The organism is Microcoleus sp. T3_B1 (assembly GCF_036700445.1).
GTDB lineage: Bacteria > Cyanobacteriota > Cyanobacteriia > Cyanobacteriales > Microcoleaceae > Microcoleus.
In genome coordinates this window covers 106747-126319 of the sequence record NZ_JAUBOX010000008.1, presented here as the reverse complement: position 1 = coordinate 126319, position 19573 = coordinate 106747, and the positions used below count along the sequence as shown (strand labels likewise).

16 protein-coding genes are annotated in these 19573 nt (G+C 45.7%); 11 read left to right on the top strand and 5 right to left on the bottom strand.

Going from position 1 to position 19573, the window contains the following annotated elements; all coding sequences use genetic code 11:
• Window positions 1-115: 115 nt before the first annotated feature.
• The 5 genes from QT990_RS07380 to QT990_RS07360 all read left to right on the top strand — a co-directional run bounded on the left by QT990_RS07380 (window position 116) and on the right by QT990_RS07360 (window position 6166).
• Window positions 116-2275 (top strand): SpoIIE family protein phosphatase, encoded by a 2160-nt coding sequence (locus tag QT990_RS07380; protein ID WP_333465080.1) that lies wholly within the window; start codon window positions 116-118, stop codon window positions 2273-2275.
• Window positions 2276-2475: 200 nt separating this feature from the next.
• Window positions 2476-3510 carry an RRXRR domain-containing protein gene (locus QT990_RS07375; protein ID WP_333410648.1) on the top strand — a complete coding sequence of 345 codons (1035 nt, stop codon included), beginning with the start codon at window positions 2476-2478 and terminating at the stop codon, window positions 3508-3510.
• Window positions 3511-3870: 360 nt separating this feature from the next.
• Window positions 3871-5106 (top strand): adenylate/guanylate cyclase domain-containing protein, encoded by a 1236-nt coding sequence (locus QT990_RS07370; protein ID WP_333146060.1) that lies wholly within the window; start codon window positions 3871-3873, stop codon window positions 5104-5106.
• A 31-nt stretch (window positions 5107-5137) separates the two neighbouring features.
• Window positions 5138-5746 (top strand): DUF6272 family protein, encoded by a 609-nt coding sequence (locus QT990_RS07365; protein WP_333104315.1) that lies wholly within the window; start codon window positions 5138-5140, stop codon window positions 5744-5746.
• A gap of 66 nt (window positions 5747-5812) precedes the next feature.
• Window positions 5813-6166, top strand: coding sequence for a slr1659 superfamily regulator (locus QT990_RS07360; RefSeq protein WP_333146062.1), 354 nt, complete (start codon window positions 5813-5815; stop codon window positions 6164-6166).
• A gap of 687 nt (window positions 6167-6853) precedes the next feature.
• Here the strand turns inward: QT990_RS07360 and QT990_RS07355 are convergent.
• Together QT990_RS07355 and QT990_RS07350 are read right to left on the bottom strand one after the other, a co-directional pair.
• On the bottom strand, window positions 6854-8335 hold the full coding sequence (locus QT990_RS07355; protein ID WP_333410645.1) for an ATP-binding protein: 1482 nt from the start codon (window positions 8333-8335) through the stop codon (window positions 6854-6856).
• Between the two features lie 129 nt (window positions 8336-8464).
• On the bottom strand, window positions 8465-9295 hold the full coding sequence (locus tag QT990_RS07350) for an alpha/beta hydrolase (protein WP_333410643.1): 831 nt from the start codon (window positions 9293-9295) through the stop codon (window positions 8465-8467).
• Between the two features lie 159 nt (window positions 9296-9454).
• Between QT990_RS07350 and QT990_RS07345 the strand changes: the two genes are divergently transcribed.
• Together QT990_RS07345 and QT990_RS07340 are read left to right on the top strand one after the other, a co-directional pair.
• On the top strand, window positions 9455-9655 hold the full coding sequence (locus QT990_RS07345) for a hypothetical protein (RefSeq protein WP_006634481.1): 201 nt from the start codon (window positions 9455-9457) through the stop codon (window positions 9653-9655).
• Window positions 9656-9823: 168 nt separating this feature from the next.
• Window positions 9824-12013 (top strand): BamA/TamA family outer membrane protein, encoded by a 2190-nt coding sequence (locus tag QT990_RS07340; RefSeq protein WP_333465079.1) that lies wholly within the window; start codon window positions 9824-9826, stop codon window positions 12011-12013.
• 506 nt (window positions 12014-12519) lie between these two features.
• Here the strand turns inward: QT990_RS07340 and QT990_RS07335 are convergent.
• Both QT990_RS07335 and QT990_RS07330 read right to left on the bottom strand, forming a co-directional pair.
• A complete protein-coding gene (locus tag QT990_RS07335; protein ID WP_333145716.1) occupies window positions 12520-13821 on the bottom strand; it encodes a HEAT repeat domain-containing protein in 1302 nt (433 codons plus the stop codon).
• Window positions 13822-13866: 45 nt separating this feature from the next.
• Window positions 13867-14442: a CPBP family glutamic-type intramembrane protease gene (locus QT990_RS07330; RefSeq protein ID WP_333145714.1), complete on the bottom strand. Its 576-nt coding sequence runs from the start codon at window positions 14440-14442 to the stop codon at window positions 13867-13869.
• 56 nt (window positions 14443-14498) lie between these two features.
• On the opposite strand from QT990_RS07330, the gene QT990_RS07325 reads away from it, so the two are divergent.
• On the top strand, window positions 14499-14813 hold the full coding sequence (locus QT990_RS07325; RefSeq protein ID WP_333145712.1) for an acylphosphatase: 315 nt from the start codon (window positions 14499-14501) through the stop codon (window positions 14811-14813).
• A gap of 133 nt (window positions 14814-14946) precedes the next feature.
• On the opposite strand, the gene QT990_RS07320 is transcribed toward QT990_RS07325, so the two are convergent.
• Window positions 14947-15723 (bottom strand): phosphoribosylanthranilate isomerase, encoded by a 777-nt coding sequence (locus QT990_RS07320; RefSeq protein WP_333145710.1) that lies wholly within the window; start codon window positions 15721-15723, stop codon window positions 14947-14949.
• A gap of 133 nt (window positions 15724-15856) precedes the next feature.
• On the opposite strand from QT990_RS07320, the gene psaK reads away from it, so the two are divergent.
• The 3 genes from psaK to QT990_RS07305 all read left to right on the top strand — a co-directional run bounded on the left by psaK (window position 15857) and on the right by QT990_RS07305 (window position 19549).
• Window positions 15857-16141 (top strand): photosystem I reaction center subunit PsaK, encoded by a 285-nt coding sequence (psaK, locus tag QT990_RS07315; RefSeq protein WP_333070476.1) that lies wholly within the window; start codon window positions 15857-15859, stop codon window positions 16139-16141.
• A 183-nt stretch (window positions 16142-16324) separates the two neighbouring features.
• The gene (locus QT990_RS07310; RefSeq protein ID WP_333465078.1) at window positions 16325-17521 is read left to right on the top strand and encodes a site-2 protease family protein; all 1197 of its coding nucleotides are present in this window, start codon (window positions 16325-16327) and stop codon (window positions 17519-17521) included.
• An 81-nt stretch (window positions 17522-17602) separates the two neighbouring features.
• Window positions 17603-19549, top strand: coding sequence for an adenylate/guanylate cyclase domain-containing protein (locus QT990_RS07305; protein WP_333145706.1), 1947 nt, complete (start codon window positions 17603-17605; stop codon window positions 19547-19549).
• The last annotated feature ends 24 nt before the right edge of the window (window positions 19550-19573 follow it).

The following is a 19573-nucleotide window of genomic DNA, read 5'->3' as shown; positions in this document are numbered from 1 at the left end:
GCAGATTTTTTTGAGGTTGGTTGAGTTTTTGATATGATAACATTGTCCGTCGCTATTAATATATCCATTATCAAGTCTTGTAACAAAAAACTGCCCGCTGGGAGTGTTTTTAACAATGGTTTCTCAAAAAAGTGCGATCGTCTCCAGAGCGGGCAAATTCCGTCTCCGCAATGTCTTGGTAGTTCCCTTTGTTCTCCAAATTTTGGCGGCTGTTGGCTGCGTTGGCTATCTCTCTTACAGAAACGGAGAGCAGATAGTCAACGATATTGTTAGTCAGTTGCGCCAGGAAGTGAGTGCGAGAGTTTACGAACGTGTTCAAACCTATCTGGAAGCTCCGCCACTGGTGAATCAGATCAATCAGGATGCTGTACCTTTGGGGGTGCTGAACTTTGACGATTTGGAGCAAGCTAGACCATATTTTTGGAAACAAGTTCTGCAATTTAAGTCGATCGGTCACGCGGGAATTGCCAACGAAAAAGGTCAGTACCTGCGTGTGGGTTGGGTAAATCGGCTGGTTGGACTTGAACAACCTCAGCTTGCCCAGCAACTGATTCCGGGGGGTGGCGACTTGATATATTACAACCTTGACGATAATGGAAACCCGACAACAATCGACAAAAACACGCCCAATTATGACGTTCGCACGCGCCCTTTTTACAGAGTAGCTGTTGAGAAGAAACAGGCAGCTTGGAGTAAAGTTTATATTAATTTTGGCTACGGTACGCTACAAATTAATGCGAGTCTACCCTATTACGATGCCGAAGGGAAACTAATTGGCGTGCTGACTTGCCAGATGGGACTCGATCAAATTCGCCACTTCCTGCAAACCTTAAGGGTGGGTAATTCCGGTCAAGTATTTATCATTGAACCCCAGGGTGAGTTAATAGCCACTTCGGTTAAAGAACAGCCTCTTTCGGTGGGAACAGGCAAAGATACAAAGCGGCTCAAAGCACAGGAAAGCAGCAACCGACTGATGCGTCAAAGTGTGATTTATCTGCTCGATCGCTTCAAGCGTTTGGAAGACATCCATCAAACTGTTCAACTTGACTTTAAGCTGAACGGTGCGCGGCAATTTATCCAAGTTTCTCCGCTAACTGACAAGTACGGCCTCAATTGGCTGAGTGTAGTAGTAGTTCCTGAAGCGGACTTTATGCCGCAAATTTATGCTCACACTCGGCAGACTATTTTGCTGTGTATTGTGGCTCTCATTGTCTCTGTTGGAGTGGGTATTTTCACTGCTAGCTGGATTACTCGCCCCCTGAACCAAATTGCTCAAGCTTCAGAATATCTAGCAGGTGGTACTCTCAACCAGAACGTTGATTCCAGTCTGATTTTGGAAATTGAAACCTTAAGAAATTCCTTTAATAGCATGGCGAGACAACAGCAAGAATCCTTTGAAACCCTAGAAGATAAAGTCAAAGAACGTACCTCTGAACTCGCTACAGCCACTAAACAAATTGCTGCTCTCAACCAGCGCCTGAAAGCGGAAAACCTCCGCATGAGCTCCGAGCTCGATATGCTCAAACAAATGCAGCAGTTGATTCTGCCAAAACCTGCTGAACTTGCAGCCATTGAAGATTTAGATATTGCCGGATTTATGGAGCCAGCATCGGAAGTAGGTGGTGATTACTACGACGTACTTTGTACTAACGGAGTTGTCACGATTTGCATTGGTGATGTCACCGGACACGGATTGGAAAGCGGCATTTTGATGGTGATGACTCAAGCTGCTGTCCGCACTCTTCAGGAAATGCAAGAATCCAACCCGATGCGTTTTTTAGATACCCTCAACCGCACTATTTATAAAAATGTCCAGCGCATGAACTCCGACAAAAATATGACACTAGCTTTGCTCAACTATGCGGATCGCACAATTAGTATCAGCGGTCAACATGAGGAAACTCTTGTCGTCAGGAAAGGCGGTAAAATCCAGCGGATAGACACCATAAATTTAGGATTTCCCCTCGGCTTACATGATGATATTTCCGATTGGATCAGCCATGTTTTAGTAGACTTAGAGCCGGGGGACGGGGTGGTGCTTTATACTGACGGCATCCCCGAAGCTAGAAATATGCACAAAAAATTCTACGGTATTGAAAGACTCTGTGAGGTGGTTTCTCAAAACTGGCATTTGAGCGCCGAACAAATCAAGGAAGCCACCATCGCTGATTTGCGAAAATTTATTGGAGAACAAAAAGTTTTTGATGACATTACTTTGCTAGTATTGAAGCAACAGGGAAATATTGTGCATAATTTGTCACTAACCCCAGCCTAAAGGCATGGGGCTTGAAAGAGGAAGATTCACCGTCTTCTTAATTCAAGACTAAAACAGTGTCTAGCCTGCGTCTTTAAGACAAACTGAGCCATCTGGGAGTGGTATCCCACCGGACGTTAAGAATGCCTCCCTAGTTTTTAACCGCTCGGATGTGCCAGTGGCGAAGGGAAATATATACCTATAGATAGGACTTACCGTAAATGTTTGTACCCGTTGTAAACAGTGAAAATAGACCGTTAATGCCGACTACCTCAAGCCGCGCTAAGCGCTGGATTAAGTCAGGTAAGGCAACACCATTCTGGAAAAAGGGGGTATTTTGTGTGCGATTGAATATAGAACCTTCAAGCCACAACTATCAACCCATAGCGGTTGGCATCGATCCAGGTAGCAAACGCGAAGGATTTACCATTAAATCCAAATCGCATACCTACTTAAACATCCAGACCCATGCAATTGATTGGGTAAAAGACCATGTTGAAGTAAGGCGAAATATGCGACGTGCTCGGCGGTTTCGGAAGACACCGTGCCGTCAAAACCGAGCTAACAGGTTGGTTAACAAAAATCGGCTCCCTCCATCTACTAAGGCGAGATGGCAGTGGAAGTTAAGGATAGTTAACTGGCTAACGTTGATGTTTCCGATATCAACATTTGTTGTGGAGGACATCAAAGCGCGAACGTGGAAAAACGGACGTAAGTGGAACGTATCGTTTAGTCCTTTAGAGGTTGGCAAGCACTGGTTTTACTCTGAGCTTAGAAAGATTGCCCATCTTGAGATTAAATCGGGCAATGATACTTACAACCTGCGTCAAGAACTTGGACTTAAAAAATCAAAACAGAAGCTATCAAACAAGTTTGAGGCTCACTGCGTTGATTCTTGGGTATTGGCTAATTGGTACGTGGGCGGGCATACTCAACCCGACAATACCAAGCTAATAGAAGTAATCTCTCTTGAGTTTCATCGCAGACAACTCCATCGCTTGCAGCATTCCACAGGTCATATTCGCCCCCGTTATGGCGGCACTTTGAGTGTGGGGTTTAAGCGCGGTTCAGTCGTCAAGCACCCTAAATACGGATTTTGTTACGTTGGCGGTTGGCAAGAATCTCCAACGAAGAAAGACCCGTACCGGAAAACAATTAGCTTGCACGATTTAAAAACAGGCAAGCGTCTAACTCAAAACGCATCGCCCGCAGATTGTAAGTTTTTGTCCTACAACTCGTGGCGCATTGCAAATTAAATTGTAAAGCCGTCCTAGAAGGACGGGGTTTCTACCCATTTTTCTGATGAGTGACCGAAAGCATCCAGGATACAAGCCCCCGGATTCATTCCTTCGCAGACTCAGGACCCAGAAATAAAAAACCTGTATCCCATGAAACTTGCCCCCCGAATTTATCCGTGGGGTCGCCTCTAAAATCTAAAATCTAAAATCTAAAATCGATTGACGGTCGTCAACGCGGTTCCTAGGACGAGGGGTCTTGGATTTAGTGGTCAAGCATCGAAGCAGAAACCGGATTTCGAGTTCCGCGCCTGTAACTTCTAATATTTTACAGCGAGCGAGTCAAACAATTTTGCGCTTCCAGATTCGGAAGTATAAATTATGAAACCACAAATAAATTTAGCATCATCTAAATGTCCAGAAGAACTCCATACCCAGCTACGGGAGTTGAGCGAAAAACTTGAGGAAGTAGAGGATGAAAAAAATAGCTATGAAACCTTAGTAGAAATTATCACGGAACACTCCACGGATCTGGAAAACCAGATCCATCATAAAAACCGAGAGATGCAGACTTACATCGAGCAGGTAAAAAAGGTTATAGATGCAGCTATTGCTGTAAAAAACAATAGCTTTCAACCCCAGATATTGTCAGATGTGGCAGCGCGCAGTGATGCACTGGGAGAACTGGCACAGGTATTTTCCCATATGGTGCAAACGGTGAAAGCGCGGGAACAAGAATTAGAGAATCTTTTGCAGGCTTACGGACGTTTCGTTCCCGATGAATTTCTCCAATTTCTCGGCAAGCAAAGCATGGTTGATTTCCAGCTTGGAGATCACGTGAGCAAAGAGATGGCAATTATGTTTTCCGATATGCGTTCGTTCACCACGATGGCGGAGCAAATGACTCCTCAAGAAAACTTTGACTTCATCAATAATTATTTACAGCAAATTAGTCCGGAAATTCGTAAGCACAACGGTTTTATTGTCAAGTATATTGGAGATGGAGTCATGGCAGTTTTTCCCGATGGCGTTGATGATGCTATTCAGGCAGGAATTGTGAAGTTGGAGCAGTTGCAAAAATACAATCAAAGCCGTAAAATAAATGGGGATATACCGCTGAATATTGGCATTGGTATCCATGTGGGTGATACGATGGTTGGGATTATTGGAGATGCGAATCGGATGCAAGCAGATGCGCTCTCAGATCATGTCAATCTCACCGCTCGTCTGGAAGGTTTGACTAAGTATTATGGCGTATCTTTATTAATTTCTGGAGATGTGGTACAACGTTTGAGTCAACCCGAAAAGTATCATATCCGTTTTTTGGATCGGGCTATTGTTAAAGGTAGACAAGAAGCCATTACAGTTTGTGAGGTGTTAGATGTTGAAGTAGAACCAGTGCGATCGCTCAAAATTCAAACTTTGCCTATATTTGAGGAGGGACTCCAAGAATATTGTCAGGGAAATTTTGCTAAGGCCATAGTTTGTTTTGAACAGATAGTAGCCCTAAATCCAGATGACAAGCCCAGTCAACTTTACCTAAAACGCATCCAATCGCTGTTACAAAAAAGTATTCCTGCTAACTGGAATGGCGTGTGGAAATTCACCAAGAAGTGACCTTAATACATCAATTGGAGCGAGAAAAATCATGACATCTGGCAGCTTAAGAACAATGACACAAATCTTTGGAGAATTCATTGAAGAATTTCCTCCTGAACACGACTCCCTAGAACTTACATTTACTCCCAGTTCTCGCCCGATCAAACAGCGCTGGCGCAACAACAGGCTTTCAGCTCATTTTGTAGCAGATTATTTGTCTAGCTTTCTACCGGTGGATGAGGAGGATGCTAGCAGCGAGAAACGGATCAAACAAAGCAAGGGAGCTGTGAGTTACGTAGCCAACGAACTGTTAGAAAATGCGATAAAATTTAATAACGATGATACTCATTACAAGGTCAGATTTGGCATACATTTTATTGGTGAAACAGAGGTGACGGCGGTAATTTTTGCCAGTAATAGTGTCACTTCAGAAGGGGCGAAGAAGTTGAAGGAGTTTATTGAAGAAATTATGGCTTCCGATCCAAATGAACTTTATTTGCAGCAGCTTGAAAAGAATGCGGAATCGGAAAGTGATACATCGGGATTGGGATTGCTGACGATGATTAATGACTATTCAGCTAAGATAGGTTGGAAATTCGAGCCCAGGCCAGATAGTGATACCATCAGTGTTACGACTGTGGTTCAAATTAGGGTCTAGTTTCTAGCATTTCAATATTTACTCTCTTGTGCGATCGCAATATTTTAGTCAGGAAACCAAATCACAATGGGCATTCAAGAAATTAAAGGTGAAGATTACAGCATTCAATACGAACCAGCATCAGTCACACTCACTTTCCAAGGGGAACTCAGCCTGAGCGGCCCTCCCGAATATGCACCAATAGCCGAGTTGTTAGATGAGGTAGCCAATGGCGAACCGCCTACTATTACCTTGAACCTAAAACAATTGGAATTTGTTAACAGTTCTGGTATCAGTATGCTGTCTAAATTTGTCATTAGCGTCCGAAAAAAGAAAACGATTCAACTTTTGGTATTGGGTTCAAATGATATTCCTTGGCAACAGAAATCTCTCAGAAATTTAGAAAAGCTGTTGCCAACTTTGAAGCTCGAATTAGCGTAGGATATGTGTAAATTTTAACTACAGTTAACACAGGCGGGACGCCCGTGCCACAGTTAACACAGGCGGGACGCCCGTGCCACACACAGTTAACACAGGCGGGACGCCCGTGCCACACACAGTTAACACAGGCGGGACGCCCGTGCCACAGTTAACATAGTTGACACAGGCGGGACGCCCGTGCCACAGTTAACATAGTTGACACTCCCCGACTATCAAGGTGCGGGGATTCTTAATTCAGCGACTAACCTTTAAGTGTTGCGTCATGAAAGGCAATACTCCGACTTTTCAACCGTAGAATCCTACCAATTAACGAGCCTGAGCAAGCAGCCACCCCAGCGGGTCTGTCTCCAAAAGCGTACTAGAATACTTATCTAGAGTTTGGGTATGCCCTACCCTACTTAACAATCCTACAAATAGTTTGTTTTGACTGGTTTAAGGCTTACTGAATTCAGCCTCTAGCTGTTTAAAGAGTTTTCGCTGCTCTGCGTCCCCCGGTTTATGCCTAAAAGTGTGTCTCATGTCCTGTTTCACGAGGGCATTGCGAATTTGACCTTGACTTTTATACTATACTCCAGATATCGGAACCTAGCGGACTTTTTGAAAAAAGTTTTAAGAAATTAAAGCTGTCCTAGAAGAACAGGGTTTTAAACCCAAATTTTTGATAAATTTGGATGATTAGTAAATTGCTTAAGTTTGCTGGATCGGCAGTTCAATGATAAACTCGGTTCCCTTACAGGGTTCCGACTCGCACCGGAGCGATCCTCGGTGATTTTCTACTAAGATTTTGTAGACAATAGACAATCCTAAACCGGTACCTTTACCGATTTCCTTGGTGGTGAAAAACTGCTCGAACATTCGCTCTTTTATCTCTGGTGTCATTCCGGGTCCCGTGTCAGCAATCCGCACTCTCACGCGATCGGGCCCTGCTAATTCTGTGGTTATCAAAATTTTTAGCGCAGCATTGGGCTGATTTTGTGATACCTCGTCCAAAGCATCGATCGCGTTGGTAATTAGATTCATAAATACTTGATTTAGCTGTCCTGAATAACACTCTACAAGAGGCAATTTTCCATAATTTTTAATGACTTGAATGTCGCGACGGTCTATTTGAGAATTGAGACGGTTTCGCAAAATTAACACGGTGCTGTCAATGCTGTCGTGCAAGTCGCACATGGTCATGTTACTGTTATCGGTTCGCGAAAAGTTGCCCATAGATTTGACAATTTCGCGAATGCGAGTGGAACCCATTTGCATGGAAGAGATGACTTTAGGCAAGTCTTCAACTAGAAAATCCAGATCTATCTCTTCGATTTTAGCTGTGATATCGGGACAGGGATTGGGATAGCATTCTTGATAGAGACACAGCAGGTGCAACAAATCTTGAGTATAAATTGCGGCATGGCTCAAGTTGCCGTAAATAAAACTAACTGGGTTATTAATTTCGTGGACGATACTAGCCATTAGCGCCCCCAGCGAAGACATTTTTTCGCTGTGGAGGAGTTGAGCTTGAGTTTGTTTTAGTTCGCAAAGTGCGCGATCGAGCTGGGCGGCTTGAGCTTCCGCTTTCGAGGTAGCAGCACAACTTTCTTGATAAAGTTCAACCTGTTTGAGGTCGATTTCAAATTGTTCGATTTCGCTTTCTTGCTGGTATTGACTCACCACGGCATCGAAAGCTTCTAGCAATTCGCCCCCCGCAGCTTCGACAATGTACAGCAGATGGGAATTTTCCAGCCTGAGTTCGGCATCGGGAACTTGCACCAAGGCTTTAATTCGATCGATATATGCGCGTACTTGTTTGTCTAAATACAGTGGCGGCTCAAAATACATTGCCTTGAGGGTGGCTGAAGGGGGACTCACTAAGTTGACGCTGCTGCCAATATTAATTAAGTCGCGGTGCGATTTTTCCATAAGCTCGATCGCCTCTAACAAATTCCCGCGCAGTTTTGCTCTTTCTACCCCATTCTGAGAGCAAACTAACCTCATGCAAAAAAAAGCCGTTCGTTGGGAAAGCATTCGCTGGCGGCCGCTGATGTTAATTACCGCAGCACTAATTTTTCTGGCTGTCGTAATTTGTTCCAGATTAAAATAGTTTCTCATTGCCGCCATTGGTAATATCCCCGACTCCACTAAATGTCTGTAGCTCGTGCTGACACAAGATTTAAGAGCCATAAAAATAATTGTACAAGACACTAACCAATATATTCTGTATTTCGTAGTAAAGTAGTATACTAAAACACAATTATTTGCCCGTTGTGGCTTATCACAATTTTCAGGATTCCGCTTGTTGCACAGTTTTTCTTAACTATTCAAAAATTTACTAATCAACTTGGCCATGATGGGAGCTTGAGTTTGCGGCAACCCGTGAGCAGCATTGGGAATAATTGCTAACTCGGCCCCCGGTATCTCGCCCGCGTAGCTTTCACAGTGCCATAGAGGAATTGTTTCGTCACTCTCTGCTGCGATGACTAAGGTAGGAATTTGCAATTTGTGAATTTCTTTTTCTACTGTATCAACTGCGTCTTCCGGCCTCATCCGACTCATTAAAAATGACCTTGCTACTGGTTGAGACATCAACTCCCTGCGCCACCCGGAAATTTGCTGCAATTGCTCACTTTTTCCCGCTAAACTGGCAAAAGGTTTTGCCAACTGCAATGCCCAATCCACGGCTGGGGTTTCCCACAGCAGCGGCCGCAAAGCATCGTATTGACCACAAAAAGTGTCGTCTCGAATGCCCGCCGGTGCTGCTAACACTAAACTGCTAACAGAATTAGGATATTTTAGGGCATATGCAGATGCTACCCAACCGCCAAAAGAATGTCCGAGGATGTAGCAGGGTTCGATATTTAGTTGTTCTACAACTTGCCGCACAAAAGCAACTTCTACAGCTACGTCGTAGCGGATTTCTGGTTTGCTGGATTCTCCAAAACCTAACATATCTAAACTGATGCACCGAAACTGAGATTGCAATAACTCAATTAATGGCAGCCAGCAAGTCTTTTCTCCTAAGAAACCGTGCAGCATCAATAAGGGTCTGCCGCACCCGATGTCGAGGTAGGCGGCTGTTTGGGTGGTGCTATTGACAAATGTACTTAATGTGTGCTTTTGTCCTACAAGTGCTTGAGACTGCATGGGCGATCGACTCCTGATAGGTAAGATACCTTTGTAAAGGATTGTAACAAAAAAGCAGTTCAAACGTTAAACTTCATTACGGAGTACACAGTTAGAAATAGACCATGATATTGTCTATGATTATTAGAAAAAACTACAAACCCAAAGCAGGAGAACACCTTGAACTCTACTTTAAAACAGTACCCGGCTTGCTCTCTTCGCGAAGATGTCAGTGAGTACGTAGCACACCTACAGCTTCACATGACTTTACAAGCTCGCAACCTGCTCCCTACCATTACCACCGCTAAGGATAGTCGCGAACAACTGTTGCAGCAGACTCAGGCTCATTTTGAGAAACGTGTTTCTCGACAAGCTATTTAAACAAATTTTTCTGGGTCATTAAGATCGCCCGCAGTCGATCGAACTTTCCCACATTTCAGCATCCCAGAAACCCGGTAGCCTCAAAAATACCGGGTTTCTTTTCGGCTAATTATGCAGGGAACCCGGTTTTGGGTAATATGCGTTGGGTGTGCTTTAAATTTAATCTCTATGCGAATTTCGATTATTGCATTTTTGACTTTGGCGGCGCTGGGTGGCGGCGAATTGGCAGCGCGGGCGATCGATCCGAGTGCCGCACCGACTGAGGCCCAGTTTAGAGAGGGAACCGCAGAGGCGCAGAGGGCGCAGAGGGAGGAGGATGAGGTCATTGGTGATAACTTAACGTTAAACCCACCGTCTCTCTTGTTTGTAGCGAAGTCTAGATCCCCCCTAACCAAGGGCGGGCACGGGGGCACCGCCCCTACTAAGGGGGGGACAAGAAATATGCTCAAAGTGGGTCTTGTTAAGGGGGATTTAGGGGGATCTAGACTAGATGACAAGCGACGAACTGCAGAGGCACAGAGGGAGGAGGATGAGGTGAGTCTCACATCTGGCACCATTCTCCAGAACGGGCAAGATGCCCGTTCCACAAGAGATGAATTGTTTTGTGGAACAGGCATCTTGCCTGTTCATCACAAGCTGATTGAAAATGGTGCAACCTCTCTCAAGAACGGTGCTGCATCTGTCAACAACGGGCAAGATGCCCGTTCCACAAGAGATGAATTGTTTTGTGGAACAGGCATCTTGCCTGTTCATCAAAAGCTGATTGAGAATGGTGCAACCTCTCTCAAGAACGGTGCAGCATCTGTCAAGAACGGGCAAGATGCCCGTTCCACAAGAGATGAATTGTTTGGTGGCACAGGAATGTTGGCTGAAGTACGCGCGGCGCAGCTATCCCCTAGGGAATCGCCCTCACTCAAGTCCAGCCACAATAAAGATTTTACATCTCTGTTAAAAACTCCGGCGACGATCGCGGCACAAGCCGAAATCCCCGAAGCAGTAAACAGCAACGCCCGACAGCTAGGCGGTACTCGACAAATCAGTCAAGCGGGCAATGCTGAAGGCGTTTACGTTGCAGAGGTGAAAATTCGCTTTGTTAATTCCCGAGGCGAAGCTGTTGATAAAAAAGGGAATCCGGTTGAGGGCAGAATTTCGGAAGATTTTATCCGAGGCGAACTCAAACTCAAGGCGGGGGATAACTACAGCCGGGAAGTTGTACGATCGGATTTACAGCAGTTGCAGCAATTGGGATTGTTTGACAAGGTTACGGTTTCGATCGAAGAAGTGGGCACGGATGTTAATGTAATCTACAACGTTCAAGAGCGATCGGCTCGCTCTTTTAGCGTGAGTGCCAGTCTTAGTGATGATGTGGGCGTTGCGGTTCCTCTTTCCTATACCGATCGAACTTTCGGCACCACCCCACAGCGGCTGGCGGTGGAACTTGAGCCCAGCCTCCGAGGTATCCAGTACGATGTCCAGTTTGTCAGCCCTTACCTTGCCGCCGAAGACCGTTTGGGATACAGTGTGAGAGCTTTTGGTGATCGCAGAATATCGGAAATTTTCAACAAAGATATTGATTTGCCCAACGGGAACCGAGTTCGGGAAATTCGGATGGGGGGAAATCTCAGGTTTACCAGACCTTTGGGCGATTGGCAATCGACTTTGGGACTTAATTATACAAACATCAGTACGCGCGATCGCAACTTAAATATCGCCCGCCGCGACGAACTCGGCAATCCTCTCACATTCAGCGGCAGCGGCGTTGACGAGTTATACACTGTTTCTTTTGGTGCGATGCTCGATCGGCGGGACAATCCCTTCAACCCTACCAGCGGCTCGATTCTCAGCCTCAGCACCGAGCAGTCGATACCTTTGGGGCGTGGTAACATTGTGAGTAACAGGCTGTTGGCGAATTATATACATTATGTACCCGCAACTTTGTTCGGCATCAGCGAGTCCGAAGCCTTGCCCGAAATGCTGGCTTTTAACTTGCAAGCGGGCACGGTAATCGGGGATTTGCCACCAACGGAAGCTTTTCGCCTCGGCGGCCGCAATTCTGTGCGGGGCTACGATAGCGGGGATATTGGCAGTGGGCGGAGTTATTTTTTAGCTTCCGGCGAATATCGGTTTCCTGTCGGCAGGGATGTCGGCGGCGTGATATTTGTTGATTTTGCGTCGGATTTGGGCACGGGAGATAGTGTACTGGGAAAACCGGCCGTAGTCAGGGACAAACCGGGGACTGGGGCAGGTGTTGGGGTGGGTGTGAGGGTGCGATCGTCCTTTGGATTAATTCGCTTAGATATGGCGGTTAGCGACTCCGGCGACATCAAACTTATACTCGGTACAAAGCAGCGATTTTAAATTAGTCATTAGTCACGAGTTAACTGTAGGGGCGGGTTTTACCAACAATCTTTGATAACCGCAAACAATCTTGTAAACCCGCCCCCACACAACCGATAACCCAGATTAACCTGATATTCGAGCTAATCCAAAAAATGTAGATTCGGATTTGTCGTGTTCGTGGGGGCGGGTTTATTATATTGTTGGTTTCTGGCATAGATGATTGGTAAAACCCGCCCCTACAGGATGCGTGTAGATACAAGAAGCGATTTCAATTGCCAGTTGCTAAAAAAAGGTTTCAGCCTACGGTTTTAAACAGCGGGGTATCTGCTATCTCTGCTAAGAATTGGGCGACTTGTCGATCGAATAATTGAGTTTAATTTCGTTCATCAACCCCACATCCACAGTTTGTGGTAGTAATCGAAATTGAGTGAAATACAGCACCTCGGTAAGGACACAACAATGTTGTATCCCTACTGTGTTGTAGGCAATTGACAATTGCTATATTTATTTATCCTCGTAAATGCTTAACGCTTTGGTTTCTTCAGATCAACAGTTTTCGGCTTAGCCGCCGGAGTGCGCGGATAAAACTTAAACTTATTGAGCGCAGCACTTGCCGATTTAGCCACACCGCTATCTATATCTCGCAAAGCTTTTTGTAGCAGCGGAATAACTTTTTCCGACTTAATCATTGCTAGTGCTTCCACAGCAGCTTCGCGCACCTCCGGGTGAATATCTTGAGCTAATTTTCCCAAGGTTTCTATTGTTCGCTCACCTTCGGATCTCAGAGCATTAGCAGCAGCCATTTTACCTAAAGCAGACGCTGCAAACTTGCGGGTTTCTTTGTCCTGACTTTGAACACATCCCATCAACTGCGGTAGAGAATAGCTTGGTGCTTGTCTGGTAATTGGAAGCTGTTGTTCGACTTGGGGTTGATGTAAATCAGTTGATTGTGGTTCCGAAAAATCTGTGTAATTTAACTCTTCTTCAACTTCTGTTTTATTTAACTCACTTGACAGTTGCTGCCAAACTTCTTCTTGTGATAAACCTTCGGCAAATTCTGTGGAATTTAACTGACTGAACTGCTGATCGGGGACTTCTTGTTGTTGTACATTACTCTCGTACTGCTCTTGCAAAGACCTGATAGTAGCTTGCATCTGAGCTTCGTGCTCTCTCAACTGCTCGTGAGCCGCTTGCAACTGACTCTCGTATTGCTCTTGCAAAGCCTCCATATTTAACTGCATCTCAACCTCGCGGTTCTCATATTCCTCGGCAATTTGCCTCAAGCGAATTTCGTGTTCATCTTGGAGGTTTTGCAAATGTTGCTCCATCTGAGCTTGATAACTTAGATGCAATTCGTCAGCAACTCTGAGTAAATGATGTTCGTGTTCTGCTTGCAAAGATTGGATATTTTGCTGCATCCTAGCATTGTTAGCAGCTTCTAATTCCTCGGTGATTTGTCGGCGCAGCTCAGGCTCGTGTGCGCTGACAACTTGTTGGAGCTGACTGTCGCGTTCTGCCAAAACTTGTTGGAGCTGATTTTCGTATTGAGCCGCAACTTGTTTGAGCTGGTTTTCGTATTGGGTAGTAACTTGTCTGAGTAAATTGTCGTGTTCGATAGTAGCTTTTCTAAGCTGATTTTCCCGTTCTCCTTTCTGAGATTCGACAGCTTGTCGCACCCGAGACATCTGAGCTAATTCTATTTCCTCAGTAATTCTGCGAGTTTGCTGCAAGTATTCTTGTTTTTGCTTGTTTAAGCGCTTTTCCACTAACCAGTAAGCAACTGCTACCCCTGCCAAAAAACCTACGATCGCCCCTATGATACCCACAACTGAGATCCTCCCGACAAAATAGTTATGCTGGACTTTTTACATTTAACCATATAGCCTCCTGTAACCGCCCAGTAGCAACAGCCAGGCTGTCACTGCTAGCCAGTGAACCGCCACCGCAGGCCAGATAGAACCGCTTTGCAGGTATGCGAGGGAGCACGCAACTCCCAAAATTGCCGCCAGTAGCAAAAATACTGGATTCATAAAGGTCGATCGACCAACCGGGTAAAAAGTCAGCGCGTTCAGCGGGTGGTAAACTACAAAAGCCGCCAAACTCGCGCATCCCCAAAACCACAGCATTAACCCAGAAGCCTTCTCAAACGGGTGCGGCAGCATTAACACCCGGAACAATAATTCCTCGGTGATGCCCGGACTTAACAAACAGCCCATGAGCACTCCCACAATTGTACGCCGAGAGGTTTGCACGTCTACTTTTAGAAATCCCGACCAAAAACCGACGGAAAGAGCGATCAAAGTGTAAACCAGCGCGAGCATAGCTGCAACCAGCCAATCACTGAAATCGGGAATAGTTGAAAAAGCTAGGGTGACGCGGCGTATCAGGAATCCCGGCAGCACGCGCGGCGGAGCTATCCCGAAGGGAATCGTACTAAAATTTAACATAATCAAACTGATCCTTAAAATTTTGAAACAGATGTTAGCAGTAAGTTGACCCGTTTATGCAAAACCAATCATTGCCGCCCGTCAGAGTCCGCGTTTTTGTTTCGGGATTAGTTCAAGGAGTAGGCTACCGATATTCAACGAAGAATCAAGCAAAGTATTTCGGCCTCAGCGGCTGGGTAAGAAATCTCCCTGATGGCCGCGTCGAGGCTGTCTTTGAAGGAGCCAAAAAAGCTGTGGAAGGAATGATTAGTTGGTGCCGCCGCGGCCCCACCGGTGCTACGGTTAGTGAGTTGGTTTTGGAATACGAAGACCCGGAGGGCGATTCCCTTCAAGATAGCTCCGCCGCGCGTACTTTTGAGATCCGCCGATAAAACAATAAAGGGAATAATCTGCGGTTGAAACCGCTACCGTAGAAACGATGTCTGCCTTATATAAGGCAGGCTTCGCTCACGCTGACTAAAGAATGAATCGCATAAAAAGCGCGAATTTGCTATTGCCAATTTATCAATGATGAGCAAGTTGACTTAAATTAGCAAACAACTGAGCAACTTTGGTCAAATCTTTATCTCCCGGCGCTATTTCTACGCCGCTAGACAGGTCAACACCGCTGAAGTTATTGCCGAGGGAGCATCTCATATTTGCAAAAACACTTCTTTCTTCTTCCTTCTGACTCTTTTCTCCTGGCTCCTGACTCCTGACTCCTAATTCCAATTTCGAGCTTTGCTGCAAAAATGAGATGCTCCCATTCCCGATCGCACTATCAATTGCATTTAAAATATTATCGGGTGTTAAACCGCCCGCCAGCAGCCAAGGACACTGCGGTCTAAACTCTGATAACATCATCCAGTCGATCGTTTTACCAGTACCGCCCAATTGCTGTGGATGGTAAGCATCCAGCAGTAAAGTATCGACACGAACAGCATAAACAGCAGCGGTGGCTAAAGTTTCAGGAGTCTTAACTCTCAGGGCTTTGATAATTTCAATTCCCGGCAAAAACTCCCGCAGTCGATCGCAATATTCCGCTGTTTCATCTCCATGCAACTGCACCCCGCTTAAATTTGACTCTGCCGCTACTTGACAGATATTTTCTATTGTGGTGTTGGCAAAAACGCCGATGCGATCGACATTTTCCGGCAACTGCTCGACAATCAGGCGAATTGTTTCTGGGCTGACATAGCGGGGGGAAGCCGGCACGCAGATAAACCCCAAAGCCTGGGCTCCCAAGCGGGCGATCGCAATTCCTTGGTCTAATTTAGTGATTCCGCAAATTTTAACCCGCACTCCTCGTCCTCCGTTCCGAATTTGTATCAAAATATCAACGAATTGTTAACTATTAAAACAAATCTTAGTTTAATGCAAACCGCTTTTTATAATCGTGGAAATCAATTTATCTGTGAAATCAGGAGATAAGAACGTGATCAACTCATCTTTGCTGTTAGCCGTACAATCTACCGCTCCCTCAACACCGGAGTGGTCGCCACTGGTAGGACTGACAATGATTTTATGCAATTTGCTGGCGATCACGATCGGCTACTACGGCATCTCCAAGCAAAACCGAGGCAAGGGCCCAGCTTTACCCGTTGCACTCCCTGGAATGTTCAAAGGCTTCGGCGTACCAGAATTGCTGGCAACAGCCAGCTTCGGCCACTTGCTCGGAGCCGGAGTAATCTTGGGCTTGGGTAACGCCGGAGTTCTGTAAAAATCAGGGGAAAGGCAAAGGCAAGGGGTAGAAAAGATATATAGCAGCAATCCTAAATCATTTGGGAATTTCTTACTCCCTCCCCTTACCAAGGGGAGGGTTGGGGTGGGGTAAAAAGTTTACGATTCATTTAGGATTGCTATAATAGAAACTCTTTCTTGCTCTCCTTTCCCAGGAAAATTCATGCAGACAGGTTGGCGAATCGGCTCTTTATTTGGCATCCCCCTAGTTATAGATTATTCGTGGTTTATAATTTTAGCCTTAGCAACCCGCGAATACGCCAGCAGTTACCGCCTGTGGGGGCCTGCGCTCTCCTGGGGTGCGGGGTTAGCAATAGCTCTGCTCCTGTTTGCTTCCGTGCTCTTGCACGAACTCGGACACAGCTTGGCGGCGATATCGCAAGGCATTAAAGTTAATTCTATTACCTTATTCTTATTTGGTGGAGTAGCTTCGATCGACTCGGAATCAAAAACTCCCGGTCAAGCTTTTCAAGTAGCTATTGCCGGCCCTCTAGTCAGCTTTGCGCTGTTTTTAATCCTCGGTTTGGGTTCTCAAGTTCTTCCCCCGCAAAGTTTGCTAGCAATTGTCACCGAAAGGGTAGCGCTAATCAATCTCGTTTTGGGATTATTTAACTTAATTCCCGGTCTGCCTTTGGATGGAGGACAAGTTTTAAAATCAGCTATTTGGAAAATCACCGGCTCTCGATTTGCCGGCGTTCGCTGGGCGGCAAAAACAGGACAAGTTTTAGGCTGGCTGGCTGTTGCTTTGGGTCTGAGTTTATGCTTCTTAGCGCGCGAGTACGGCGGCTTGTGGATTGCGCTGATCGGCTGGTTTGGCATTCGCAATGCCACTGCTTATAGCAGATTGACTTCACTGCAAGAAGCCCTACTAAAAATTAAAGCCAGCGATGCGATGAGCCGCGAGTTTCGAGTTGTAGATGCAGATTTGACTCTGCGAGAATTTGCCGATCGCTATTTGTTAGAAGTCAATCCGTTTCCATTTTACATTGCAGCGACCAACGGCCGGGATTTGGGCTTAGTGTCGATCGACGATATCCGCTTCACAGAACGCAGTCAATGGCAAGTTCAGACTTTGCACAACATTTTGAAACCCCTGGGAAAAACCCCCACAGTCTCGGAAAAAGCATCCCTCGCAGAAGTAATTAACAGCATGGAAGCCCGTCAACTCCCCCGAATCATCGTCCTCTCACCGATTGGTTCAGTAGCGGGGACGATCGATCGGGGCGACGTGGTTAAAGTTTTAGCAAAATACCTCAAACCCCAGATTTCAATGGCCGACATCAAGCGCAGCAAAGAAGAAAACAGCTATCCTCAAGGATTGCAGTTAAGTGCGATCGCCAAAACCGCACAAGAAAACTAGAAATTGGGCATCGGTAAGGGGCATCAGCGATCGGTTAAGATGTAGCAAACTTTGTCAATGAGGGTTGAAGCAAAAAATTTTATGCCCAAATTCTTTAATAGAATTTATCATAAATTGGCGGAGAGACGTTGGAAAAACTTAACTCATTCCTTCCCCTTCCCTGACTTGCAACCTCTGATTATTACCTGCATTGCCGTGACGGGAACTCTATTGGGAGTGCGGCATTTAGGCTGGTTGCAGCCATTGGAATTAAATGCTTTCGACGTGATGGTGCAGTTGCGATCAGATCCGGGTCCTGACCCCAGGTTGCTGATAGTGACAATCACAGAACAGGACATTCATGCTTTTAAGAAATGGCCAATTTCCGATGGCGTTTTAGCAAAAGCGATCGCCGAAATAGCGCGTTTTGAACCCACAGCTATTGGCATAGATATAATTCGCGACATTCCCTACGAACCGGGGAATGCAGAATTAGTAGCTCAATTGAAAAACCCCAAAGTATTTCCCATTACCTTCATCGGCAAGTCAAAGTACGATCGAGTGGCACCTCCTCCTAACATACCAGATGAGCGGGTAGCATTTAACGACTTAGTAGTCGATCCAGACGGTATAGTGCGCCGCAATTTGATTTCTGTTGGCGATGGTAAAAAAACGTTTTTTTCATTGTCCAGTACGCTAGCTTTTGCATATTTTGACAGCAAAAAAGTCCCCTATAAAACCATAGAAAACGATGTTTTCGTGGTAGATAAAACGGTATTTTCAAAACTGCGCTCTCACTCAGGAGGTTATCAGAACATTGATGCCAAAGGTTATCAAATATTGCTCGATTACCGCTCTGGGAAAAATATAGCAGAGAGCGTGACACTAACTGAAGTTTTGGATGGCAAAGTTGACCCCAAACTGGTCACAGATAAAATAGTCTTGATCGGGGTTACAGCCCCTACTGTAAAAGATATTTTTTCTACGCCTTACAGCGCTAGTAAAAACGGTAATATCCTGACCCCTGGGGTATTAATTCACGCAACGGCCACCAGCCAATTTCTCAGCGCAATTTTAGACGGCAAAGGGATATTTTGGTATTGGGACGAATGGCAAGAAATGCTGTGGCTCGCTGTTTGGAGTGCAGTGGGCGGCTGTTTAGCTTGGCGGCTAGAAGAATCGCTGAGTTTGATGGGAAGTACGATCGCAGCTTTCGGCTCATTATTCGGATTCACCTTTTTCCTATTCACTCAACAGGGATGGATACCTTTAATTGCCCCAGCCCTGGCACTTTTAATCACCGCAGGAGTCACAATCACCTATAAATACGAGCAGTCGAAGCAACAGCAAGGGATTGTGATGAAATTATTAGGACAACAAACTTCACCCGCGATCGCAAATGCCCTGTGGAAAGAGCGCGTCCATCTGCTCGAATCTGGCTTATTGCCAGGGCAAAAACTTACTGCTACCATCATACTGACCGACTTGCAAGGTTTTAGTACAATCTCCGAAAAACTACCGCCAGAAGTAGTAATGAGTTGGTTAAATGAGTATTTATCAGCAATGGCCCAAGAAGTCCAAGCACATCAAGGCGTGATTAATAAATTTACCGGAGATGGAATGCTGGCAGTATTTGGCGTACCTATTCCCCGCACCACTCCCGAAGAAATTACCGAAGATGCTCGCCTCGCCGTATCTTGCGCTCTAGCCATCAGTTCCCGCTTGCCCGAAATGAATCAAAATTGGCTCACACGCGGTTTGCCGACCGCAAAAATGCGAGTAGGAATCTTTACAGGGCCTGTGATGGTGGGTAGTCTGGGAGGCGCAACCCGTTTAGAATATGGAGTGATCGGCGACAGCGTAAATATTGCCTCTCGGCTGGAAAGCTGCGAAAAGGATCGGCAAGAGGACACTTGCCGGATATTGATTGCAGAAGAAACCTTTCTGCATCTGGCAGGGAAATTTGAAGTAGAATCTTGGGGAGCTTTACCGTTAAAAGGCAGGGAACAAAAAGTTAATGTCTACCGCATTTTGGGAATTAAAAAGTAATAAAAAGACAGAATCTCTCCCTAA